This is a genomic window from Mycobacterium sp. (assembly GCF_049281135.1).
In the GTDB taxonomy this organism is placed as follows: Bacteria; Actinomycetota; Actinomycetes; order Mycobacteriales; family Mycobacteriaceae; genus Mycobacterium.
This window is the reverse complement of the sequence record NZ_JBAPRN010000188.1, coordinates 13,251-31,710: the sequence shown is the minus strand read 5'-3', so window position 1 is coordinate 31,710 and position 18,460 is coordinate 13,251. Positions and strand designations below refer to the sequence as shown.

Below are 18,460 nucleotides of genomic sequence, written 5' to 3'. Positions count from 1 at the left end.
ACCAAACACCGTTTGACCATGGGTGGACCGTAGTGATCATTTTTCCTGTCGGACCCATGAATAGGGACCGGCTACGGCACGAATCCTCGCCATCTGCATCAAAGGTCGTCTTCCCATGACCACATTCGTCCTTGTCCATGGCGGCTTCCACGGCGCGTGGTGCTGGAAGCGCATCATCGGCCCGCTCAGCAAGAGCCACGCGGTCGAGGCTGTCGACCTGCCAGGGCGCGGCCGAGGGGACCGGCCCGAACTCTCGGCCTACCTCGACACTGTTGCCGCGGCGGTGGACAACGCCGAGCCCCCGGTGGTGCTGGTCGGTCACAGCCTCGGCGGACTCATCGTCAGCCAGTTCGTGGAGCAAAAGCCCGACGCCGTCGCGGGTCTCGTGTTGATCAATGCGCTGCTTGTCGAGGACGGCGAGGCCGCGCTGCCGAAAATGCAGAGCATCGGCGACGACTGGTTATTCAGGCGCCCGGGAGCGCTCACCTTCTCAGAAGACGGCAGCACATTCGCCCCGGCGTCCGAGCTTGTCATTGAGGGGTTCTACAACCGCTGCGACCCTCAGGACGCCGAGTGGGCCGCCGCCCAACTCTGTCCCGAGCCGCTGGGTCTGGTTACCGCGCCGCTACGAATCACCAGCGAGGGCTTCGGATCAGTCCCGAAGACATATCTGGGCGGGCGTCACGATCAGGTGATGCCGTGGTGGTTCCAGCAGAAAATGAGCGCGGCGGCCGAAGCCAGCCTGTTCGACCTGGGCGGGGATCATTCGCCGTTTCTCTCGGTGCCCGACGAACTGGTCGCCCGCTTGCTTGACATCGGCACCAACGGCCTGCAGTAAAGGGGCCACGAAATACGGTCATGCGGCATGGCACGCGTGACTCGTAAAGTCATTCCGGTGAGCTCTCCCGTCACTCGCCGCCGGCCAGGCCGCCCGTTGGGCGCGGACGGCGCCGAGACGCGGCTCAAGATCCTGCACAGCGCCCGGCAGGTGTTTGCCTCAACCGGTTACGAGCGGGCGAGCCTCAAACAGATCGCCGAAGACGCGGGAATCACCCGGAACGCGATCACGAACTACTACGCGAGCAAAATTGAGCTCTACGGCGCTGCGCTGGCGTCGGTCCAGGCTGTCGTGGCCGGCCAAATCCTCGACGACGCCAAGAATGTGACCGGCTCTGTCCACCGTCGCGTCATAGCGGTGTTCGAAAGCGCAGTCGCATTCAGCCAGACCGACGAGACGTTCGTCCGGTTCTTCGTAATATCCACCGTCGATGCGATCACCCACCCGGAGCTGCGTGAGAAGGCGCTCCTGCCAATCGACTCGGTGCGTGAATACGTCGGCAACCTGCTCGACACCGCTGTGCACGCTGGTGAGATCGACACCGAGATGGACACCGAGGCCACCACCCAGGTCTGCATGGATCTGCTGTGGGGTCTGGCAATGGATATCGGCTTTTATTCCGACGAACAGCGGACCCAACGGACGATGCGAGCCATCGACCGAGTCGTCTCCGTGACGCTTGCTCCCGTGCGACCTTGACTGATCGAGGGTGGTGTTGACAGAACGCGCCACAGCAAACGTGTTCGGTTCATGGGTAGTGGGTCAGTTTGTGACCAATGCGTCGACGAGTGCGTGGCCGTCATCGCTGACAAGCGGGCCTCATCAGCCAAGTAGGGCGGCGATGCGCGGCGCCCGGTGGCAGGGTTGGTTGAAGCGGGCCACATCCATAGGAGGTGCGCCGAAAGGCCAAAGTGCTGCCGGTGTGGCCCGCACCTAAAACAAGCTGTGATGCGTTAATCTCCTGGTCAAACAGGCCGGAGGGAGTTTGCGCGTGTCACGAAGAAAGTGGCCGTGGGTACTCCTGGGCTTGGTGCTTCTGACCGTCGGTGTCGGCGGAGGTTGGATTTTGAAGAGCTGTACCACGTCAGAGATGAGCTCATCTCCGCCGACGCGGACGCCTTCTGCTGAGACGATCACAGTCACGATTGGTGACGAGACCGTACAGGTCGGCTCTGATCAAACCGGGCATATAGAGACCGGCCACAAGGGCAGCATCAAGGTTCCTGACGCGGAACTTGAGAAGCTTGCACGAACGTTGCGTCCTCCTTCGCCCTCGTGGGCCTCTACGTGGGTACCGCCGATCAGTGCGCTACTGGTCTCCCTCGTCGCGCTGGGAGGAGTCATATTGGCGGCGGATAAGGCTGCCAAAACTGCCCGCGAGACGGCGGCAACGGAACGTGAGAACGACGCCAGAAGCGAATGGTTCCGAAGGTTCAAGGAGATGTTGGACTTCACATTCAGCAAGGACGAAGCCCAGGGCGTCGTCGGGAGGACAATGGTGGGCCAGCTCGCGTCAAGCACCCTGGCCACTGCCGAGGAGAGAAAGCTCGCGATAACTGTGCTTGAGCGAATTATGGAACCAGCGCTCAAGGATGCCGGTGTCGACGAACCCGCCAAACCTGGTGAAAGCGATGTACGTTTCGTTGTGGAGGACCCTCCACAGGGCACCCCATAGCCGCGCCGGTTGCAGGCATAGTTGTCGACGCTTACGTGTTGTACCAATTACACTGAGGGCGCAGGTCTGCAGAGAAAGGTGCGACGGATGGCTACTACTCGCGTGGTGACGGTCACTCCGGCCCAGCGCGCCGCAGCCCGCGCATACATTGAGATCATGGGCAAGGACAAGGTCAACGAGGCAGTTGTCCATCTCGCCGAGGCCGAGCGCCCCGCACACCCGGAAGCCGCTGCGGCCGAGTAGATAACGACGCAGGAAGAGGGTGCCCGTCGTGACCGACGCCCTCTGATTAGTCGGGTTGGGCGATCTGCCCCAGATCTCATCGCTTCAAACTGACCCACTACCGGTTCATGGCACTTTTTGATCGGCCAGCGCGGCGAGCAGCATGCTCAGCTGGTGCTGTTCAGCGGGGGCTAGCGCCAGCAGCCACTCACGCTCGCGGCCGGCCTGCTCGCGCATCGCCTCGTGAAGCGCAGAACGACCGTGTTCGGTCAGCTGGAGCCGGACCAGTCGGCGGTCGGCGCTATCGCGGATCCGCGATACCAGACCGTCACGCTCGAGGGTGTTCAGCGCGCTGGAGACGGCCGCGCGCGACGCCCCCGAGAGTCGTGCGACGTCGCGCAGCTCGGCGGCGCCGACCGCCCACAAGACGTTCATGATGCGAAAGCCCGCCCATGTCCAGCCACGCCGCCGGTGCATGGCCTCGAAATCGCGGGACAGCCGGTGCTGCAGTCGGGTCAGGTTGAACACCAGCTCAGCATGCTCAGCCGCGTCGCGGTCGACGATGCCGTCTGCCTGCAGGCGCCGTGCCAACAGCTCCCGGTAATCCTCGACGGTGATCGTACGGGCCGGTGGATGCTGCGAGGCCATGCTCGATTATCGCGCGCCGGTATCGGCTTACGAACCGGGCTGCGCGTACGTCGCTTCCTGGTGCGGGATCGCGTAGCGCAAAAGGCAGAACGAAACAGCAAGGATCCAGATACCGAACGCGGTCAAACCAAGCCACCAGGCCAGCACGCCATTCCACGCGATGACGCCCGTCTTGAACAGACAGTTGAAGGCTCCTGGCAGATAGCTGATGGCCGCCCACACGCTCAAATAGCCCAGCCAGCGCGGGAACACCGGTTGATCGTGCCTGTCCTGGAAGATCGCGATGGCCAGGAGAACTGCCTGCAGTGCGGCGCTGAACGGCAGCGAGACGAAGGTTATGGATGCCAGATCGTGTAGGCGGTAGGTGAAGCCGGGATCGACCTCGGGCCGGAAGGCGGCGACCATCCACATGACGGTCGGTACGTAGAACTCGATGATGAGAACCGCGCCGAGCATTACCTGTGTCAACGCCAACGGCGCGAATTCGCCTTCGATGCGCCGCATTTGGACGGCGATGGCAGCTGTCCACGGCCCCAGCAGTGTGACGCCGGCGCAGGCGACAATCAGGCCGAATCTGATCCGCACACCGTGGTTGGAGTACAGCGCAACGATTTGTTGGAGCGACTGGTTGGGTCCCGGCGGCGGGACGAAGCCGGCGATGACCCACATACCGACCAACAGGACCACCAAACTGGCGACGCCACAGTACGCCATCAACCGCTGGTTTGCCGCGCTCGCGCGGCCGGCGGCGGAAGAGTTGACGATATCGTTCTCGGTCATTGGCCTACCCTCGTGTCCTCTGGGAAATTCCTTGTGCCGCAACGCAGTTCATCTGTTGGCGAGCTCGGCGCCGAAGCCGGAGATGAGCAGGTCCAGTCCGTGCCGAAACGAGGCATCGGAGATGTGGTTGGGGTAGTGCTCGATGCCCGCATTCAACAGCGGGAACTCGTCGGCGGGCAGTTGGCGGATCCGGTCCTTGAGTGGCTCACTGTCGAGTGTGGCGGCTTGAATGGAGGCGAATCCTTGCGCATAGCTGGCGATGATTCCCATTGCTTCGAGGGCGGCGGGGAGTTCGAAGCCGGCCTCGGTGAGCACGCTGACCATCTGCTCGCGGACGCGGAACAGCGTGGGGTGCGGGGTGGCGTGCGCCCGCAGGATTCGGCCGATGTTGGGATGGCGCACGACGATGTCGTGAATCGTCACCGCCTGTTCGCGGAGGCGGTCCTGCCACGGCCCGTCGAGATGGTCGGCCCCGTCGAGTGATTCGAACAAGGATGCGGCGATCGCCTCGAGAAGTTCGTCCTTGTTGGGAAAGTAGCCGTAGAGGCTCATCGTGCCCAAGCCGAGATGCTGGGCAAGAGCGCGGATCGTCAGCTCGGTTCCGGGGTCTCGGTCGATGAGCTCGATCGCGGCGGCAACGATTTCGGCCTGGGTGTATCGGGGTTGGATGCCGCGTTTTCCCATCCGGGCATCCTAGGCGGCACGCACGCAGCGGTCGCCCGACGCGCGATCGCGCACCGTTCAGTCTCTCTCTTCCTCTCACGCCAGGCTGCGATCAGCTTGGCGTTCTGACGGGGAGTGCTGCCGTATGTAGCAATCTCGTCCGCCCCGGCATCGATGAAGCGCGCGAGGTTGGTCACGCACTCATCGACCGTCCCGATCGCGCAGCTGTCGAAGATCCACTCTTGAGGCAGCAGCGAGGCCGGGCCCAGCATCTCGTGCCGATGGAAGGTCAGGTCCGCCGCGCGCGTGAGGCCCTGGAACTGCGGATGGTTGCGCATCTCGTTGACCGGACCGAGATCCCAGCCGTTCGCAGTCGCGAGAGCGTCACCGTAATACGGGTACTGCAGATAGGTCACCAAGCGGCCGGCGCTGATCGACATCGCCTCGACCTCTTCCATGTCCGGCGCGGTCACCACCGGCACCACGATCCTGATCTCGCTCGGGTCGCGATCGACGCGCTCGCACGCCACACGAATGCGCTCCTTGGCCGCGGCAACCATCACCGGCGTGACGATCGGAGGCAGGATCACTCCATCCAGCCCTGACTCGGCGAGCAGCTGCGCGCCCGCCTCGTGCGCGAACCCGGCCAGCCAGATCTCCGGCGGGCGCCCTTCGTAGGTCTCCGCGAATTTCAGGTGCTCGAACCGTCCCGCCGGGCCGTCGTAGTTGACGGCCTCTCCGGCCCACAGCCGGCGGTAGATGTCGATGTAGTCGGCCATCGCCTCAAAGGTCGTGACCTTGATCCCCATCCCCTTGAACGCCCCCTTCTCACCGCGCCCGAGTCCGAGGATGAACCGCTCACCGTGCACGGCGTGGAACGTCGCGCCGAGCGCCGCCGTCGACCACGCGTGCCGCGTGCTCGGCACCACAATCCCCGTCCCGATCTCGAGCCGCGTCGTCCGTGCGCCAATCGCCGACAGGATCACGTCTGCCTGCTTGATGTCCCATCGCTCCGAGAGCCACACGCGCCGGTATCCGAGCGCCTCGGCATCGACGCCGTCCTGGACGCCCTGGGCCGGCGTGCGGCCCTCCGTCTCGCGCTCATATCGCTCCGGGTTCGAGCTGACCGCTCCGGCGATGATGAACGCGCTCATGTCATCGGCCACGGGGGCCAGCTCGGTGCTCGTCATATAAAGACCGTACTATGTACGGTATTAACCGTCAAGCGGCTTACTGGCCGGACGGGTTGTTCTCAACGCGATCGAGGACCTCGACGCAGCCGGTGTTGCCGTCGACGCGGACGAGGTCGCCGGTGCGTAGAACGCTGCTCGCGGTGCGGGTGTTGACCACACAGGGAACACCGAGTTCTCGCGCGACGACGGCCGCGTGGCTCAGCTGGCCGCCGATGTCGACGACCAGCGCGCTGGACAGGAACATGATCGACGCCCAGCTCGGATCGGTGGTCGCAGTGACGAGCACCTCGCCGGGTTCTACCTCGGCGAAGGAGGGATCGACCACGACCCGCACTCGCCCCTCCACCACGCCGGCGCTGACCCCAAGGCCACTGATCGCCTCGATCGCCGTGGTCATGGATCCCCCCGCTCGGCGAGAGTCGGCTGCAATGACAGTCGGGTCGGGTCGTCCGCGCCAGTTGCCCGGCAATCGCATTGCTTCGTACTCACGCCCCCGTTCTCGCCGAAGTTGCGCTAAAGCGGCCGCGTCGGCTGGCAGGACATCGGTCAGCTCATCGACCGTCAGCTGAAAGACGTCCTCGGCCGAGATGAGCCGGCCTTCCACAACCAGGTGCTCGCCGAGACGCCGCGCAGCCCCACGCGCGACGTCGAGCGACTGCAGAAACGCGCGCTTGCCCACTCCGCGCAGGGGCAGCAATCGTTCGGCAAGGGTGAGAACCAGTCGCGCCATGGGCCGCTGGGTGACTGGGAGTTCCGCCAACAGGAGTCGCTGCAGCTCAGGAAGACGCTCCCGGGCCACGCGCTCGCGTTGCACCGGATCCTCCGCATCCGGGCGGTCGGCGTAGCCACGAATCATCCGCTCCAGTGGTGCGGGGTCCTCCCGCCAAACGCGGCTGGAGACCTCGCCTTCAAATGGACCGTGGAATCCGTGGCTCGCGACGACGTCGCCGATTGTCAGCACGCCTCTGGAGGCCAGCCAGATATCGGAGATGATGGCCATTTCGGCTCCACCGGTTCCGCTCAGCGCCCCGACGTCACCCACACCAGCCCGCTCGACCAGCTTGGTCAACTCCACCAGGAGTGGCTGTACCACCGCCAGTAGGGCCAAGGAGTGCCAAATCAACGACTCGTCGAATCGTCGTACGGCATCGCGCAGCGTCGAGACAGTCTCTGATCGGGACAGCCCAGAAATCGTGGGAATAGTCGAGCGCCACCAAGCGTCGATGACCCCCGCGCGTCGTCGGACCTCTCCGGGTGCCACGATCATCGCCCGGGGAAGTTTGAAGGCGATGATCGGATAACGACGCCTGGTGGGGGCGAAGATCATGGTCTCAGGGACCCTGCCGAACATGTTCGCCACGAGATCCGCGCCGTCGACACCGGGCATCCGGTCGCCCATGGTCGCCAGGTATTCCATACGCAACGCGATCCGCCCATAAAAGGGCCGCACAATCGGCGGAAATCCGCGTCGATCCGCGGCGGAGAAGATGCCCATCCGGTAAGCCACCTCGCGAGGCATCCGGTCGCCGATGGCACCCCACATGCTCCAGCTCAACGGGCTTAGCACTCCGGGCGCGGCCTCGCCCACGTTGTCGGTGGACCAATGCGAGTCTCCTGGTCCCGGGTCGTGCAGGACGTCCCAACCTTCACCGGGCACCGGTCAGCCTCTTCATCTTCATCAACTGGGCAAACCCGTCGTACCAGATGCCTTGGCAGGGACCATATCCGAGCTGCCCGTCCGCGTCGGTCCAGCGGACTACGCTGTCGAAGGTGGCAGCGTTCGGCCAAGAGGGAATCGCGGCGAGCGCTACCGCCTCACCGGTAAAGCGATAACGCGCACCGGTGTTATCGCGGGCCTCGATGGTCTGTCGTAATGGCGCCGGCACCTGGGGGTGCAGCTCGTCCACAGAGCGGCAGACCTCAGTCACCTCGCGTAGCTCGCCATCGGCGCAGATCCACGCGAAGTGGTACTCGGGGGCACCTGGGGGGATCGCCAGCGCGCCCGCCCAAACCGGTTCGGTCTCCGGTGATTCAAAGCCGACTTGATTGAAGGCCAGGCGCGTGTCCGGGAAGTAGATCGGTGTCCAAGCTACCGGCGGGTCGTGGCGCCCACCGCGTTGCTCGGTTCGGCTTTGCCGCCACGAGCGGTCTCGCGGCATGTAGCAGTCAACCGAATAATGTCGCCTCCGTAACGTCACCTCGCCCACACAGTGCATGAACTGTTCGGTGCCGCCCGGTCCGTCAGACTCGTGGATGTTCTCCCCGGGAATCACTGCCGATCGGGCAACCAACGGGGTCACGGCGGTGTGCACGAGGTCGAACGAGGTCGTCCCGTCGCTGCTGGTATACGTGGTGCGCGCGGAACGGCCCAACTCCAAAAAGTCGATCCGGAAGCCGTTGGCGGTGGTAATGGCCTGCCCGGTCACTTGCGGGTAGGGCATGGCCATTTGCCAATCCAAGAACGCTGCGTCCAGATGCGTGGGGTTGTCCAGCCCCTCGAAGATGATCACGCTGCCCTGCGAGAGCGGGAAGAAGGGTTGATAGCGGATGTAGAGAAACCCACCGATAGCGGCCTCGGGAACTTGGAAACCGAAGTAGTGCGTGTGCACTGTGGAGGGCTCCCACGGGCCCGCGCCAGGTTCGACGCCGATCAGGTCGGTGTCTGCTGGATGGGTCTGCAATGGCATCTCAGGACCACCGCCAAGTTCGGAGAGCCTTTGTCGTCGAGTTCAGCATCACGGACCCTTCGCCAGATATGGCACACAGTGTCCCAAAAATGAATCAATGGATTTGTCAACGATACGAACTGTCGCGGCTTCTCGCGTTGGGATCGGTAAGGTTCGGCCGGCCGGGCAGCATTACCGTTGCACCAGGACCGTTGGCAAGGTCGGGATGTTTCCATGTTCGAGAGCTGCTCCAATGACTGCGCGATCTCGCCAATAGATAACGATCGCTTACACGATAGCTACCTCCGATGCTCCGACGCCTCGCTGCCTAACATAGCAGCGGCGTGTCCGCCAGCGCGACCTTTACCAATTCTACGGGGGGCTAGCAACATTTCCGATCGAACTCCTGCCTACATATTCTGTAAGTGATCGTTTACAGAACGTGGTTTCGGCGCTAGCATCGCTGGTAGCGGCGTCGGTTCGTGCGCGCGCCGCCGCTAAGAAACACGGACCAGAGAGCAGAACATGAGCTACTCCATTCCCGACACGGTGACCACCAGGGGACCGTTCCAGCCGATGCGGTTCGAAGCCACCGTCGAGGAGTGCATCGTCTCCCACGGCGAGATCCCCAAAGATCTCGCGGGTGGCTTCTACCGCACCGGACCGTGCTGGAAGCGGCCGACCAATCAGGGGACGACACCGCTGCTGGCAATGGACGGCATGGTCCAGGGCCTGGTCTTCGACAACGGCCGCGCCGATTTCCGCAACCGCTGGGTGCGCACTCCGAAGTATGTGCTGGAAGACAAATACGGTCGCGGCATGTTCGACTACGCCGACGGTGGGTTCGGCGACTATCGGGACTACGGCTACGGCGAGGTGGTGCGCACCCCGCAGAACTCGTACACCCCGCAGGGCACCAGCAGCATCAACATCTTCCCGTTCGCGGGCGACCTCGTGGTGTCCGGCGAATTGGGTGGTGCCCCACAGGTCATCGACCCGATCACCTTGGAGACCAAGGGCATCGTGCCGTGGGCGCCGGCCTTGTCCAAGGGACCGCATGATCTGGTGTGCTTCGGCGACGGGACGTTCTGTGCACACCCGAAGTGGGATGAGGACACCGGCGTCCTCTACGGTTGGTCATACAGCGACACCGCGCCGTATGTGTCGATGAAGTACGTGCATCCGGATGGCACGGTGGAGTCCCGCGACCTGTGGGATGCCCCGTACAACACTGTGGCACATGATATTTGGCTTACACCGGACTGGGTTGTCATGCCGTTCCAGCCGTTCATTATCGATCTGCAGCGTAATAGCAAGGGGCTCACTGTCTTCGGCTGGGAACCCGAACTGCCGATCACCCTCGCGCTGATCCCGCGGCACAACTTGCAGGGCGAGATCCGTTGGATCCAAACTGATCTGCCTGCCCAATATGTGATGCACACAATGACGGCCAACGTCCGGGGCGACCAGCTGATCCTCGACGCGCCGATCTTCAACACGCCGCCGTTCCCGATGGAGCAGGACTTCAAGGAAGGCGACCAGGCCGCACTGTTCTTCAGTAACGCCGCCAGTTACCTGGGACGGTGGTCCGTCAACCTCACCACCGGCGACACCACGGCAGAACAGCTTTCGGAGCTGCCGTCCGAGATCTGCAAGGTTGACCAGCGCTTCTACGGGAGAGGTCACCGCTACGGCTTTCAGATCGGCGGGCAGCCCAAGAAACGCGGGATGAGGATGGACAGCCTCATTCGCAACGACGTGGACAAGGTGACCGAACAGGTCTACCAGATCCGGGGCGAAGGGGAATTGGCCGCGGTGCTCGAGGCGTCCTTCGCACCACGCACCACCGACGCCGCCGAGGGCGACGGGTACATCATCGTGCCGGTGTCGTGGTGGCACGAGCGTCGGGGCGAGTTTCAGATCTTTGACACCGACGACATCACCGCCGGACCTATCTGCAAGATCGAGCTGCCCTTCCACATGGGCTGGACCCCGCACGGCCACTGGATGGACTTCCGCTAGACGACGAAAGGTGTCCCATGGCAACGACTCCTACCACCGAGTTGCACAGTTCACGTTCAACCGGCGTCGCCTCTCCGCCCAATGCGGTTGCACAGGAACCACACCGGTTGGTTCCGGTGAAGTGGTGGGCTGGCCTGGGCACGGTAATCCTGGCCTTCATCGCCTATGTGTTGATCAACTGGGTAACTGGTCCGTTCTTCGAGCGGGTGCCGACCGGTCCCACCGACCCACCGATGTTCATGAAGGTGGCGATGGTGGTCTTCCAGGCCGTGTCGATTCCCATCGGCATCGGCCTCATGGGCTGGTTCGTGGTGCGCCCGATCATCCGTCAGCGCCGATTGACTCTCGACGGCATGCTAGTGATTGCCTTTTCGACGCTGTGGTTCCAGGACCCGTTGTCGGCCTACGGCGGGCACTGGTTCAGCTACAACTCGTGGGCCATCAATTACGGCTCGTGGGTACACGGTGTCCCGGGTTGGCTATCCAACGGGAAACCGGGCGCGATGCTGGTCGAGCCGATCCTGATCATGCCGGGGTTGTACGTCTACGTTTTCGTCATCACGATGTTCCTCGGTTGCGCGGTCATGCGACGGGCCAAGGCCAAGTGGCCACAAATCGGCACTCTCGGCCTGATCGGTGTCTGTTTCGTCGGCATGGTCGCTTTCGACATCATCCTCGAGGCCGTTATCTTCATGCCGCTCGGTATCTGGGAGTACCCGGGCGGCCGCGGCTTCGCCATCTTCAGCGGGTCCTACCACGCCTTCCCGCTCAATGAAATCGTCACCGTCTCCGCGACTTTCACCGCGGTCGCCTGCCTGCGATACTTCCGTAACGACAGAGGCCAGACGCTGGTCGAGCGCGGCGCTGAAAATCTTCGGATGTCCGATCGCACACAGATGGTGGTGCGGGCGCTAGCGGTGTTGGCCGGAGTGCACGTGGCACTGTTCCTCACCTATAACGTGCCGAACTACTGGATCGGAACCCACTCCAAGGAATGGCAGCGCGACCTTATTGACCGGTCGTACCTCACCGACGGATTATGCGGACAGGGCACCGATCGCGCCTGTCCCGGCCCGGGTGTCCCATTGAGCCGCAACGATAACAGCGACTCCGGCAAGGGCTCTGCATACATCACACCTGACGGCAAGGCCGTCATACCGCCTCACACCACATTGCCCACGCAATACCCGTTTCGCTGAACGACAGGCTCGGATGGCGGTTCACACGCCAACGGCGCCAACCGTTTTCGCGTGCCCCAGCGCTGCCGACGTCCGCGCCGCGTAGACGATCAGCAGGTCCAGCGCGGCGAGGCCGATAGTAATGGTCAGGCCAGCAGCCAGCCATTGCACGGGCGCGGAAGCTTGGGCATTCAGGGCGCTGAAGATCGGCCATCCAACCGCGACACTGCCCGCCGCATCGCACACCATCGGAAGAACAAGCAGATACACCGCACGCCAGCCGGTGAAGGACTCCCCCGCTGCGAGCAGCAACACGGCAAGGGCCAGCGGTCCCACCGTGTTGATGACGATCCAATACACCGGAAAGCCACCAACCTGCAACGGCGCGCCGCCGTAGTAGCTGTAGATGCCACTGGCCAAAATCGGCAACTCGACGGCAACGTCGAGTACCGCTAGCACACCCACCCAGCCCCACAGCTGCCGACGGGTCATGCCACGGAGCAGATTCTGCAGGATCAGATAGGGCATGCCACCGAAGAAAACGATATAGATACCCAAGCCCCACAACGGAACACGTGAGAAGGTGTCCAGTGCCGTCCACTGCCCCACGACCGGGTGCCACGCCAATCCCAACACATCGTCGATGGGTTCGTTGAAGTATGAGATCGCCCCGCCGACAAGTAGTAGCACCAGGGTGACCGAACGCCTCCGGGTGATCTCTCGTAGCGCGTACACGGCGAAGCCGGCCACCAGCACGGCCATGGCCACGGTTGCCACGAGCTGAGCGGTTTGCGGCATCTCCGTGCCGTCGGGGGTCGCCGGCAGTTCGAAATGTCCGCTGGCCCAACTCATGACTGCGGCTGCAGTTGTTCGGCCGGTTCCGCGGCCTTGTGCATCCTGAGGGTGTGGGTGTAGATCCAGCGTGCCAGCGCGTCGAGGATCGCCAAACCGATTGCGCAGGAAAGGACTGCGCCGACCCAGGTCACCCATGCCGAGGCGCCCGGCACGTGCAGTGCGTTGTACACGGGCAGACCCACGGCCGCGCTGCAGCCAGCGTCGGTGACCAGTGGCAGAAACAGCACCAGCGGAGCCCGCCAGCCCGTGAAGTAGCCCGGCACCGCGAACAGGATGGCCGCACAGAGGATTGGGCCCGTGGTGTTGATGAACAGCCAGTACAACGGAAATCCACCGATGCTCATCGGCACCTGCCCGTAGCCGAAGTATGTGTAGAGCCGAAAGTGCAGCAGCGGCAACTCGATGAGTAGGTCAGCGACAAAGGTGATGGCGATGCCGGTCCAGAACGCGCGCGGAGTGAAGGTCAATTTACGCAGTTCGAGTAGCAATACGTATGCGATGCCTCCGAAGAAGAGGATGTAGGTGGGTAGCCCCCAGTGCGGAATCGGGCCCATCGTCTCGAAGACCACATCCTGACCCGCCCTGGGGTGGTGCACCAGACCCAAGATGTCGTCGAGCGGTTCGTTGAATAGCGCAATCCCGCCGCCCGCCAGCAGCACCAGGCCCAGCGGCGAAGCCGTTCGCCGCCACTGATGCACCGCGAAGGCCACGAACGCGACCACCACGATCCACAGGACAATCTCGGCGATCGTCTGCGGTATCCGCGGGAATACCATGGACGGCGGCGTCGGAATGTTGAATTGGGCCATGATGATTACGCGGTCAATGCGACTACGGGTGAAAGTGCTTGCAACAGCTCACGTGCGGCCCGTTCGCCGGCGGTGGTGGCTGTGTTGACGTTGCCCGACGAGGTGTAAGACCCGGCGAGGTGGATACGGCTTTTCAGATTCCGGGCAGCATGGAAACGGCCTAGGTCGCGGTACAACCCGGGATGGCTGTAGACGAGCACCGGGTACCACCGGTTGACCCGCACGAATTCGATCGCATTGCCTAAGCAGGGAATCGCCTTCTCCGCGTCGGGCAACACGTCGGCCAGGATGTCGTCGTCGGTGGCATCCATGTGATCGACAGCCCACTGGTTCATCATGAACAGCGACACCAGGCCTTTGCCTGCCGGCGCGCGCCCCGGTGCCTTGTTGTGTTCCAGAATGATCGCGAACAGACCCTCGGACACCGGCCGGGGAACGACGATGAACGACGCCGGGCAGTCCGGAATCCGATTGAGCGCGAGGTTGATCGACATCGTCGAGGTGTAATTCAAGTCCCGTAAGAACTTTGCGCGTTCGGGTTCGAGCTGCGGCACGATCTCAGGGATTCTGTTGCCCATGGAACTGACGATGGCTCCGGCACCGCGTTCTGTGTATTGCTTGCCGTCAGCCCCGACGCAGGTGATCGTCACGCCCTTGGCGTCTTCGACGACTTCGACAACTTCGGTGTCCAGCCGCACGTCGGGTATGGCGGCGGCCAGCCGGTTGGGGAACGAGGAATAGCCGTCGCGGAACGCATACAGCTTGGTGCCAAGCACCTTCTGCCAAAGGAAGAAGAACTCCACCACCGAGATCACGTTGGCCGGCACGCCGGCTCCACCACGCACGGTGGGCTCTATCAGATAGTCGTACAGCTCGCCGTCGAGGCCGCGCCGCAGGCAATATTGTTCGGGCGTCTCGGTGTCGTAGGCGCCCGCGACGGACAAGTCTTCGTAGCTGAGCAGTTTGCGCAGCTTGAACGAGTCTGCAGCGAGCCTGGCAACCTTCAACTTGGAGCGCGCCGACAACAGCTTTGTGCGCGCCGCGTCGATCACGAGCCGGTTCGCCCGCAGGTAATGCATCTGACTGCCGCGCATGAACCCCATCAACGAGTTCGCCGGTATCAACTCATCGGTCATGCCGATGTCCTCGACCAGCTGCATCACGCTGTCGTAGGCGGCGGGCAGGATCGTCGTTCCGGCTTCCATCAGATAGCCGTCGCGTTTGATCGACAACAGTTGTCCACCAACACGATCCCGGGATTCCAGCACTACGACGTCGCGACCGGCCTCTTGTAACCGCCATGCCGCTGCCAGCCCCGACGGACCTGCGCCGACGACGTACACCTTCGACAGGTCAGACATGCCGTGCACCTTATCAAACAGAGAGTTTGATAAAAAGACAGTCTGTATGATCATCTGCACACTGCGTATACTCGTCGCGTGAACGCGTCACGCCCTCGACCTTTGCAACTGTCAAGGCCTCAGCGCCGCGGCATGCTCAGTCGGCATTTCGTAAGCGTCGTCGAAAATCTGGTCGAGAACGGGGTGAGGTACGCCGACCTGAGCGTCGAGGCGATTATCACCGCGGGTGGCATTTCACGCTCCACGTTCTATGTCTACTTTGATGACAAGGGTGATCTGCTTGTCGCAATGGCGCAGGACGTAATCGGCGACCTGCTCGCCGATGGCGCGTCGTGGTGGGAGCTTCCCGTCGACGGAACGCGCGACGATCTGCGCAAGGCCTTGCGTGTGCCGATCGACACCTACCGTAAACACCGAACAATTCTGGGAACCGTAGCCGAGACCGCGGCGTATGACCCGCGGGCGCAAGAACAGCAGCAGAACCTGATCAACCAAGTGGTGTCCGCGCTGACAAGCTATATCGGCGACGCGCAGCGTGCCGGAGTGGCCGATGCCGATCTGGACGCCGCACGCACCGCGCAATGGCTCATCGCGATGATCGAACGCGGGCTCTATCAACTGGTCGGAACCGCCGACGACGGCGAGGTCGAGCGTCAGCTCGATGCGCTCGTCGAGATCGTTTGGCGGGTGGTGTATCTCAGCGGCTGTGGCGTGGCGCGCCGGCCAACAGAAGTGCGGGCGGTCAAACCGGCCGCCAAGAATAGGCGGAAGTGACTCAATTGGCGCAACAAGCGGCACCTACCGCCGCGGTCACATGCCCAGCGCTGCGGACGCCTCGAGGTCCGCGCAGGCGTGTGCCGAGCCACACGAACATCGCCTGGGGAACCATGTGTCGGTAGCGCCGGCATCAAAAGAAGTGTCTGCAAGGACACCGGCGATGCATCAACGGTATCCGCTGGCACATCGACGGCCGACCGATGTCATAGCCACTATGAGACGCAGACATTTAAGGTCATCGATCTGGAAGGCGTTAATCCGTGAGTAAGACCATCTTGATTTCAGGCACCAGCTCCGGTTTGGGTGAGGCCGCTGTCTTTGAGTACGCGCGACGCGGATGGAACGTTGTGGCCGCCATGCGCAACGTGGCTGCCGCCAATCCGCGATTCGCAGAGCTGAAAAATACCGCGGTCACGCACATAGACGTGACCGACCGACCGTCGATCGATGCGGCGCTGGCGTTTGCCGGCGAGAAGTTCGGCCAGCTCGACGCCCTGTTGAATGTCGCCGGATACGGACAGGTGGGCGCGATCGAAGAGGTGACTCCGGCAGAGTTGCGCGCTGAGTACGAGACGAATGTGGTCGGCGTGCTCAACGTCGTGCAGGCGGTTTTGCCCCAGTTCCGTGCACGCCGGGGTGGTCACATCTTGGTCGTCGGCTCGATGAGCGCGCACCTGAGCTTCCCGACCATGACCGTCTACGCGTCGTCCAAGGCGGCCGTGCGCAGTCTCGTCGAAGGCCTGCAAATGGAATGCGAACCACTTGGCGTCAAGATCACACTCGTTGAGCCCGCCGGTTACATGACGAAATTCTTCGAGAACGTCAAGAACGCTACCCGCATGGACGCCTACAACGAGACTTACGCCAGCATGCAGCATATCTTCGACACCGCACACTTCGGCGACATCCCCAAGTCCATGGGCGCTGTCGCAGATATCACCGGAACCGACCAGCCGCCACAGCATCTCGCCATCAACACCGACGGGCTGAAGTGGGTGCGCGATACCCAGGCCGCCCGACTCGCCGAGTACGCCGACTGGGAACACATCACCAAAGAAACCGACTGACTTCGCCAATTCAGTAACACGAATCAGGGCTCAACCGCGAGCACCCGAGCTAAGCACGCTTCGAAGCCAATCTGTTTCTCAGCAAGTGTTTTTGGGCCTTTCCGGCGCCATTGCGCGGGATGAGCGCGAAAATGAACTCGCGCGGGATCTTGTAACCGGCGATGCGAGAGGTGCAGTACTGTCGTATCGAGGCGGGCGTGAGATCAGACCCATCGACCGCGGTGAGGAACGCCACGATCGTTTCGCCCCATTCAGGGTCTGGGCGGCCCACCACGGCGACATCGATTACCTCCGGATGGTCGGCGATTGCCTGTTCGACTTCTGCCGAGTACACGTTGCGCCCTCCGGTGATGATGACGTCTTTCAGTCTGTCGACCAGACGCATGGCACCGTCGTCGCACACCTGCATCAAGTCACCTGTGTGCAACCACCCGTCGCGGATAACCTCCAGCGTGGCTTGCGGTTGGTTCCAGTAACCCTTGGTGATGGCCTCGCCACGAAATACGAGTTCGCCAACCTGGCCGGGAGGCGTGTCGTTACCGTCCTCGTCGACAACACGAGCCTCGATAAAGGGCTGTGCGAGGTGGCCAGATGACTGCGGTTGACTCCGCACCTGCTCCATCGTCGAGTAGATCCCGGTGGGTCCGGCTTCGGTCTGGCCACATTGCTGGAAGAAGGCGACGTGCGGAAACGTGGCCAGCAGCCGCTCGATGGCGGCCGCCGGCATCGGCGCGGCACCGAATATTCCAATTCGCCACGATGTCAGGTCACAATGGTTCGCCTTATAACAGCCGAGGATCTGCTGATACATGGTCGGGACAGCGAAAAGCCATGTTGCCCTGTATCTCTCGACCATCTCCAGGACTGTCGTCGAATCAAACCTCGGAACGACGATGTGGGTTCCGCCCAGCAGCGTCGTCGCATTCAAGAAGGTCATTCCACCCGAGTGGTACATCGGCGCCAAGTGCAGGTAGCGATCGCCGTCACGCAGGCCCAGCGAGATGATCTGTGCCATCGCCGCCCACACTGCACGGTGGTGATCCAGCAGCACACCCTTGGGTTTTCCGGTGGTCCCGGAGGTGTACAGAATGAACGCGTCGTCTTGCTCGACGGCGCGATCTTCATGTACGGCATCGCCGTAGCCGCCGGCGAGCAGATCGGGATAGCGTGTCGACGCGCCAAGCGAGAGCAATGTGATGGGTGCCGCGGTGCGAGCTGCGGCCTCGGCAAGGTGGGCTTCACCGGCGCCGAAAGCCAATACGGTGCTGGTGGAATCGTCCAGGATGTAGACCAGCTCCGGTGCGGCCAATCTGGTGTTTACCGGCACGACGATCGCGCCGAGCCGCGACGCGGCGTGGGAGGCGATGATGAATTCGGCCGAGTTTGCCGACAGGATGGCGATTCGGTCATGTTGCCGCACCCCGAACGCGGCCAGCGCCGCCGCGGCATTGGAGATGTCGGTCTCCAGTTCTCGCCAGGTCCACCGTTGCTCGGCGGTGACGATCGCCTCACGTTCGCCAACCCGGTTGGCGTTGAGTAAGGCCGTTCCACCTATGGTCGGCATCGCCTGCCTTCGCTGCAGCCACCTATTATTGAGCCTAGCTATATCAATATAGAGAGCTGCCGTAGCAGGGTCAACGACGTGGAAGGTCCTACACAGGGGTGCTGCATGCGGTAGTTACGTGTCTGCCGTGTGGCGCCGCGAA

18 protein-coding genes are annotated in these 18,460 nt (G+C 62.8%); 8 read left to right on the top strand and 10 right to left on the bottom strand.

Annotated features, from left to right (window positions below; genetic code table 11):
- Window positions 1-115 precede the first annotated feature (115 nt).
- The 4 genes from WAN02_RS07745 (at window position 116) to WAN02_RS07730 (ending at window position 2,756) form a co-directional block, all read left to right on the top strand.
- Entirely contained in the window at window positions 116-838 is a 723-nt protein-coding gene (locus WAN02_RS07745; protein WP_422263578.1) for an alpha/beta fold hydrolase, read from the top strand.
- 57 nt (window positions 839-895) lie between these two features.
- Entirely contained in the window at window positions 896-1,537 is a 642-nt protein-coding gene (locus WAN02_RS07740; RefSeq protein ID WP_422263577.1) for a TetR/AcrR family transcriptional regulator, read from the top strand.
- A 391-nt stretch (window positions 1,538-1,928) separates the two neighbouring features.
- The gene (locus tag WAN02_RS07735) at window positions 1,929-2,513 is read left to right on the top strand and encodes a hypothetical protein (protein WP_422263576.1); all 585 of its coding nucleotides are present in this window, start codon (window positions 1,929-1,931) and stop codon (window positions 2,511-2,513) included.
- An 87-nt stretch (window positions 2,514-2,600) separates the two neighbouring features.
- Window positions 2,601-2,756, top strand: coding sequence for a hypothetical protein (locus tag WAN02_RS07730; RefSeq protein ID WP_422263575.1), 156 nt, complete (start codon window positions 2,601-2,603; stop codon window positions 2,754-2,756).
- 105 nt (window positions 2,757-2,861) lie between these two features.
- Here the strand turns inward: WAN02_RS07730 and WAN02_RS07725 are convergent, their stop codons facing one another.
- Genes WAN02_RS07725 through WAN02_RS07700 form a run of 6 tightly spaced genes read right to left on the bottom strand, consistent with a single transcriptional unit; the run spans window position 2,862 to window position 8,706 of the window.
- Window positions 2,862-3,383, bottom strand: coding sequence for a MarR family winged helix-turn-helix transcriptional regulator (locus WAN02_RS07725; RefSeq protein ID WP_422263574.1), 522 nt, complete (start codon window positions 3,381-3,383; stop codon window positions 2,862-2,864).
- A 27-nt stretch (window positions 3,384-3,410) separates the two neighbouring features.
- Window positions 3,411-4,163: a hypothetical protein gene (locus WAN02_RS07720; RefSeq protein ID WP_422263573.1), complete on the bottom strand. Its 753-nt coding sequence runs from the start codon at window positions 4,161-4,163 to the stop codon at window positions 3,411-3,413.
- Between the two features lie 48 nt (window positions 4,164-4,211).
- On the bottom strand, window positions 4,212-4,847 hold the full coding sequence (locus WAN02_RS07715) for a TetR/AcrR family transcriptional regulator C-terminal domain-containing protein (RefSeq protein ID WP_422263572.1): 636 nt from the start codon (window positions 4,845-4,847) through the stop codon (window positions 4,212-4,214).
- Window positions 4,754-6,016: a TIGR03857 family LLM class F420-dependent oxidoreductase gene (locus tag WAN02_RS07710; protein ID WP_422263571.1), complete on the bottom strand. Its 1,263-nt coding sequence runs from the start codon at window positions 6,014-6,016 to the stop codon at window positions 4,754-4,756. The genes WAN02_RS07715 and WAN02_RS07710 overlap by 94 nt, the downstream gene beginning before the upstream one ends.
- Window positions 6,017-6,056: 40 nt before the next feature.
- Window positions 6,057-7,676: a PEP-utilizing enzyme gene (locus WAN02_RS07705; protein WP_422263570.1), complete on the bottom strand. Its 1,620-nt coding sequence runs from the start codon at window positions 7,674-7,676 to the stop codon at window positions 6,057-6,059.
- A complete protein-coding gene (locus WAN02_RS07700; RefSeq protein WP_422263569.1) occupies window positions 7,666-8,706 on the bottom strand; it encodes a tyrosine protein kinase in 1,041 nt (346 codons plus the stop codon). Before WAN02_RS07700 ends, WAN02_RS07705 begins: the two co-directional genes overlap by 11 nt.
- A 504-nt stretch (window positions 8,707-9,210) precedes the next feature.
- Between WAN02_RS07700 and WAN02_RS07695 the strand changes: the two genes are divergently transcribed.
- Complete coding sequence (locus WAN02_RS07695) at window positions 9,211-10,707, top strand: carotenoid oxygenase family protein (protein ID WP_422263568.1); 1,497 nt, start codon at window positions 9,211-9,213, stop codon at window positions 10,705-10,707.
- A 17-nt stretch (window positions 10,708-10,724) separates the two neighbouring features.
- The gene (locus WAN02_RS07690; RefSeq protein ID WP_422263567.1) at window positions 10,725-11,906 is read left to right on the top strand and encodes a spirocyclase AveC family protein; all 1,182 of its coding nucleotides are present in this window, start codon (window positions 10,725-10,727) and stop codon (window positions 11,904-11,906) included.
- A gap of 21 nt (window positions 11,907-11,927) precedes the next feature.
- Here WAN02_RS07690 and WAN02_RS07685 read toward each other — a convergent pair whose 3' ends face one another.
- From WAN02_RS07685 to WAN02_RS07675, 3 genes are read right to left on the bottom strand one after another with little or no spacing between them, the layout of a single operon-like run.
- Entirely contained in the window at window positions 11,928-12,737 is an 810-nt protein-coding gene (locus WAN02_RS07685; protein WP_422263566.1) for a hypothetical protein, read from the bottom strand.
- On the bottom strand, window positions 12,734-13,549 hold the full coding sequence (locus WAN02_RS07680; protein WP_422263565.1) for a hypothetical protein: 816 nt from the start codon (window positions 13,547-13,549) through the stop codon (window positions 12,734-12,736). Before WAN02_RS07680 ends, WAN02_RS07685 begins: the two co-directional genes overlap by 4 nt.
- A gap of 5 nt (window positions 13,550-13,554) precedes the next feature.
- Window positions 13,555-14,910, bottom strand: a complete 1,356-nt coding sequence (locus WAN02_RS07675) for a protoporphyrinogen/coproporphyrinogen oxidase (RefSeq protein ID WP_422263564.1) — start codon at window positions 14,908-14,910, stop codon at window positions 13,555-13,557.
- A 132-nt stretch (window positions 14,911-15,042) separates the two neighbouring features.
- On the opposite strand from WAN02_RS07675, the gene WAN02_RS07670 reads away from it, so the two are divergent.
- Both WAN02_RS07670 and WAN02_RS07665 read left to right on the top strand, forming a co-directional pair.
- On the top strand, window positions 15,043-15,684 hold the full coding sequence (locus tag WAN02_RS07670) for a TetR/AcrR family transcriptional regulator (RefSeq protein ID WP_422263563.1): 642 nt from the start codon (window positions 15,043-15,045) through the stop codon (window positions 15,682-15,684).
- Window positions 15,685-15,947: 263 nt separating this feature from the next.
- Window positions 15,948-16,754, top strand: coding sequence for an SDR family NAD(P)-dependent oxidoreductase (locus WAN02_RS07665; RefSeq protein ID WP_422263562.1), 807 nt, complete (start codon window positions 15,948-15,950; stop codon window positions 16,752-16,754).
- A gap of 49 nt (window positions 16,755-16,803) precedes the next feature.
- Here the strand turns inward: WAN02_RS07665 and WAN02_RS07660 are convergent, their stop codons facing one another.
- Window positions 16,804-18,318, bottom strand: coding sequence for a class I adenylate-forming enzyme family protein (locus WAN02_RS07660; RefSeq protein ID WP_422263561.1), 1,515 nt, complete (start codon window positions 18,316-18,318; stop codon window positions 16,804-16,806).
- Window positions 18,319-18,460: the final 142 nt, after the last annotated feature.

Coding starts and splice junctions, on each gene's coding strand:
- WAN02_RS07695 (WP_422263568.1), top strand. CDS start 9,211: ATGAGCTACTCCATTCCCGACACGGTGACCACCAGGGGACCGTTCCAG.
- WAN02_RS07715 (WP_422263572.1), bottom strand. CDS start 4,847: ATGGGAAAACGCGGCATCCAACCCCGATACACCCAGGCCGAAATCGTT.
- WAN02_RS07730 (WP_422263575.1), top strand. CDS start 2,601: ATGGCTACTACTCGCGTGGTGACGGTCACTCCGGCCCAGCGCGCCGCA.
- WAN02_RS07660 (WP_422263561.1), bottom strand. CDS start 18,318: ATGCCGACCATAGGTGGAACGGCCTTACTCAACGCCAACCGGGTTGGC.
- WAN02_RS07680 (WP_422263565.1), bottom strand. CDS start 13,549: ATGGCCCAATTCAACATTCCGACGCCGCCGTCCATGGTATTCCCGCGG.
- WAN02_RS07685 (WP_422263566.1), bottom strand. CDS start 12,737: ATGAGTTGGGCCAGCGGACATTTCGAACTGCCGGCGACCCCCGACGGC.
- WAN02_RS07690 (WP_422263567.1), top strand. CDS start 10,725: ATGGCAACGACTCCTACCACCGAGTTGCACAGTTCACGTTCAACCGGC.
- WAN02_RS07710 (WP_422263571.1), bottom strand. CDS start 6,016: ATGACGAGCACCGAGCTGGCCCCCGTGGCCGATGACATGAGCGCGTTC.
- WAN02_RS07720 (WP_422263573.1), bottom strand. CDS start 4,163: ATGACCGAGAACGATATCGTCAACTCTTCCGCCGCCGGCCGCGCGAGC.
- WAN02_RS07700 (WP_422263569.1), bottom strand. CDS start 8,706: ATGCCATTGCAGACCCATCCAGCAGACACCGACCTGATCGGCGTCGAA.
- WAN02_RS07670 (WP_422263563.1), top strand. CDS start 15,043: ATGCTCAGTCGGCATTTCGTAAGCGTCGTCGAAAATCTGGTCGAGAAC.
- WAN02_RS07725 (WP_422263574.1), bottom strand. CDS start 3,383: ATGGCCTCGCAGCATCCACCGGCCCGTACGATCACCGTCGAGGATTAC.
- WAN02_RS07745 (WP_422263578.1), top strand. CDS start 116: ATGACCACATTCGTCCTTGTCCATGGCGGCTTCCACGGCGCGTGGTGC.
- WAN02_RS07675 (WP_422263564.1), bottom strand. CDS start 14,910: ATGTCTGACCTGTCGAAGGTGTACGTCGTCGGCGCAGGTCCGTCGGGG.
- WAN02_RS07735 (WP_422263576.1), top strand. CDS start 1,929: ATGAGCTCATCTCCGCCGACGCGGACGCCTTCTGCTGAGACGATCACA.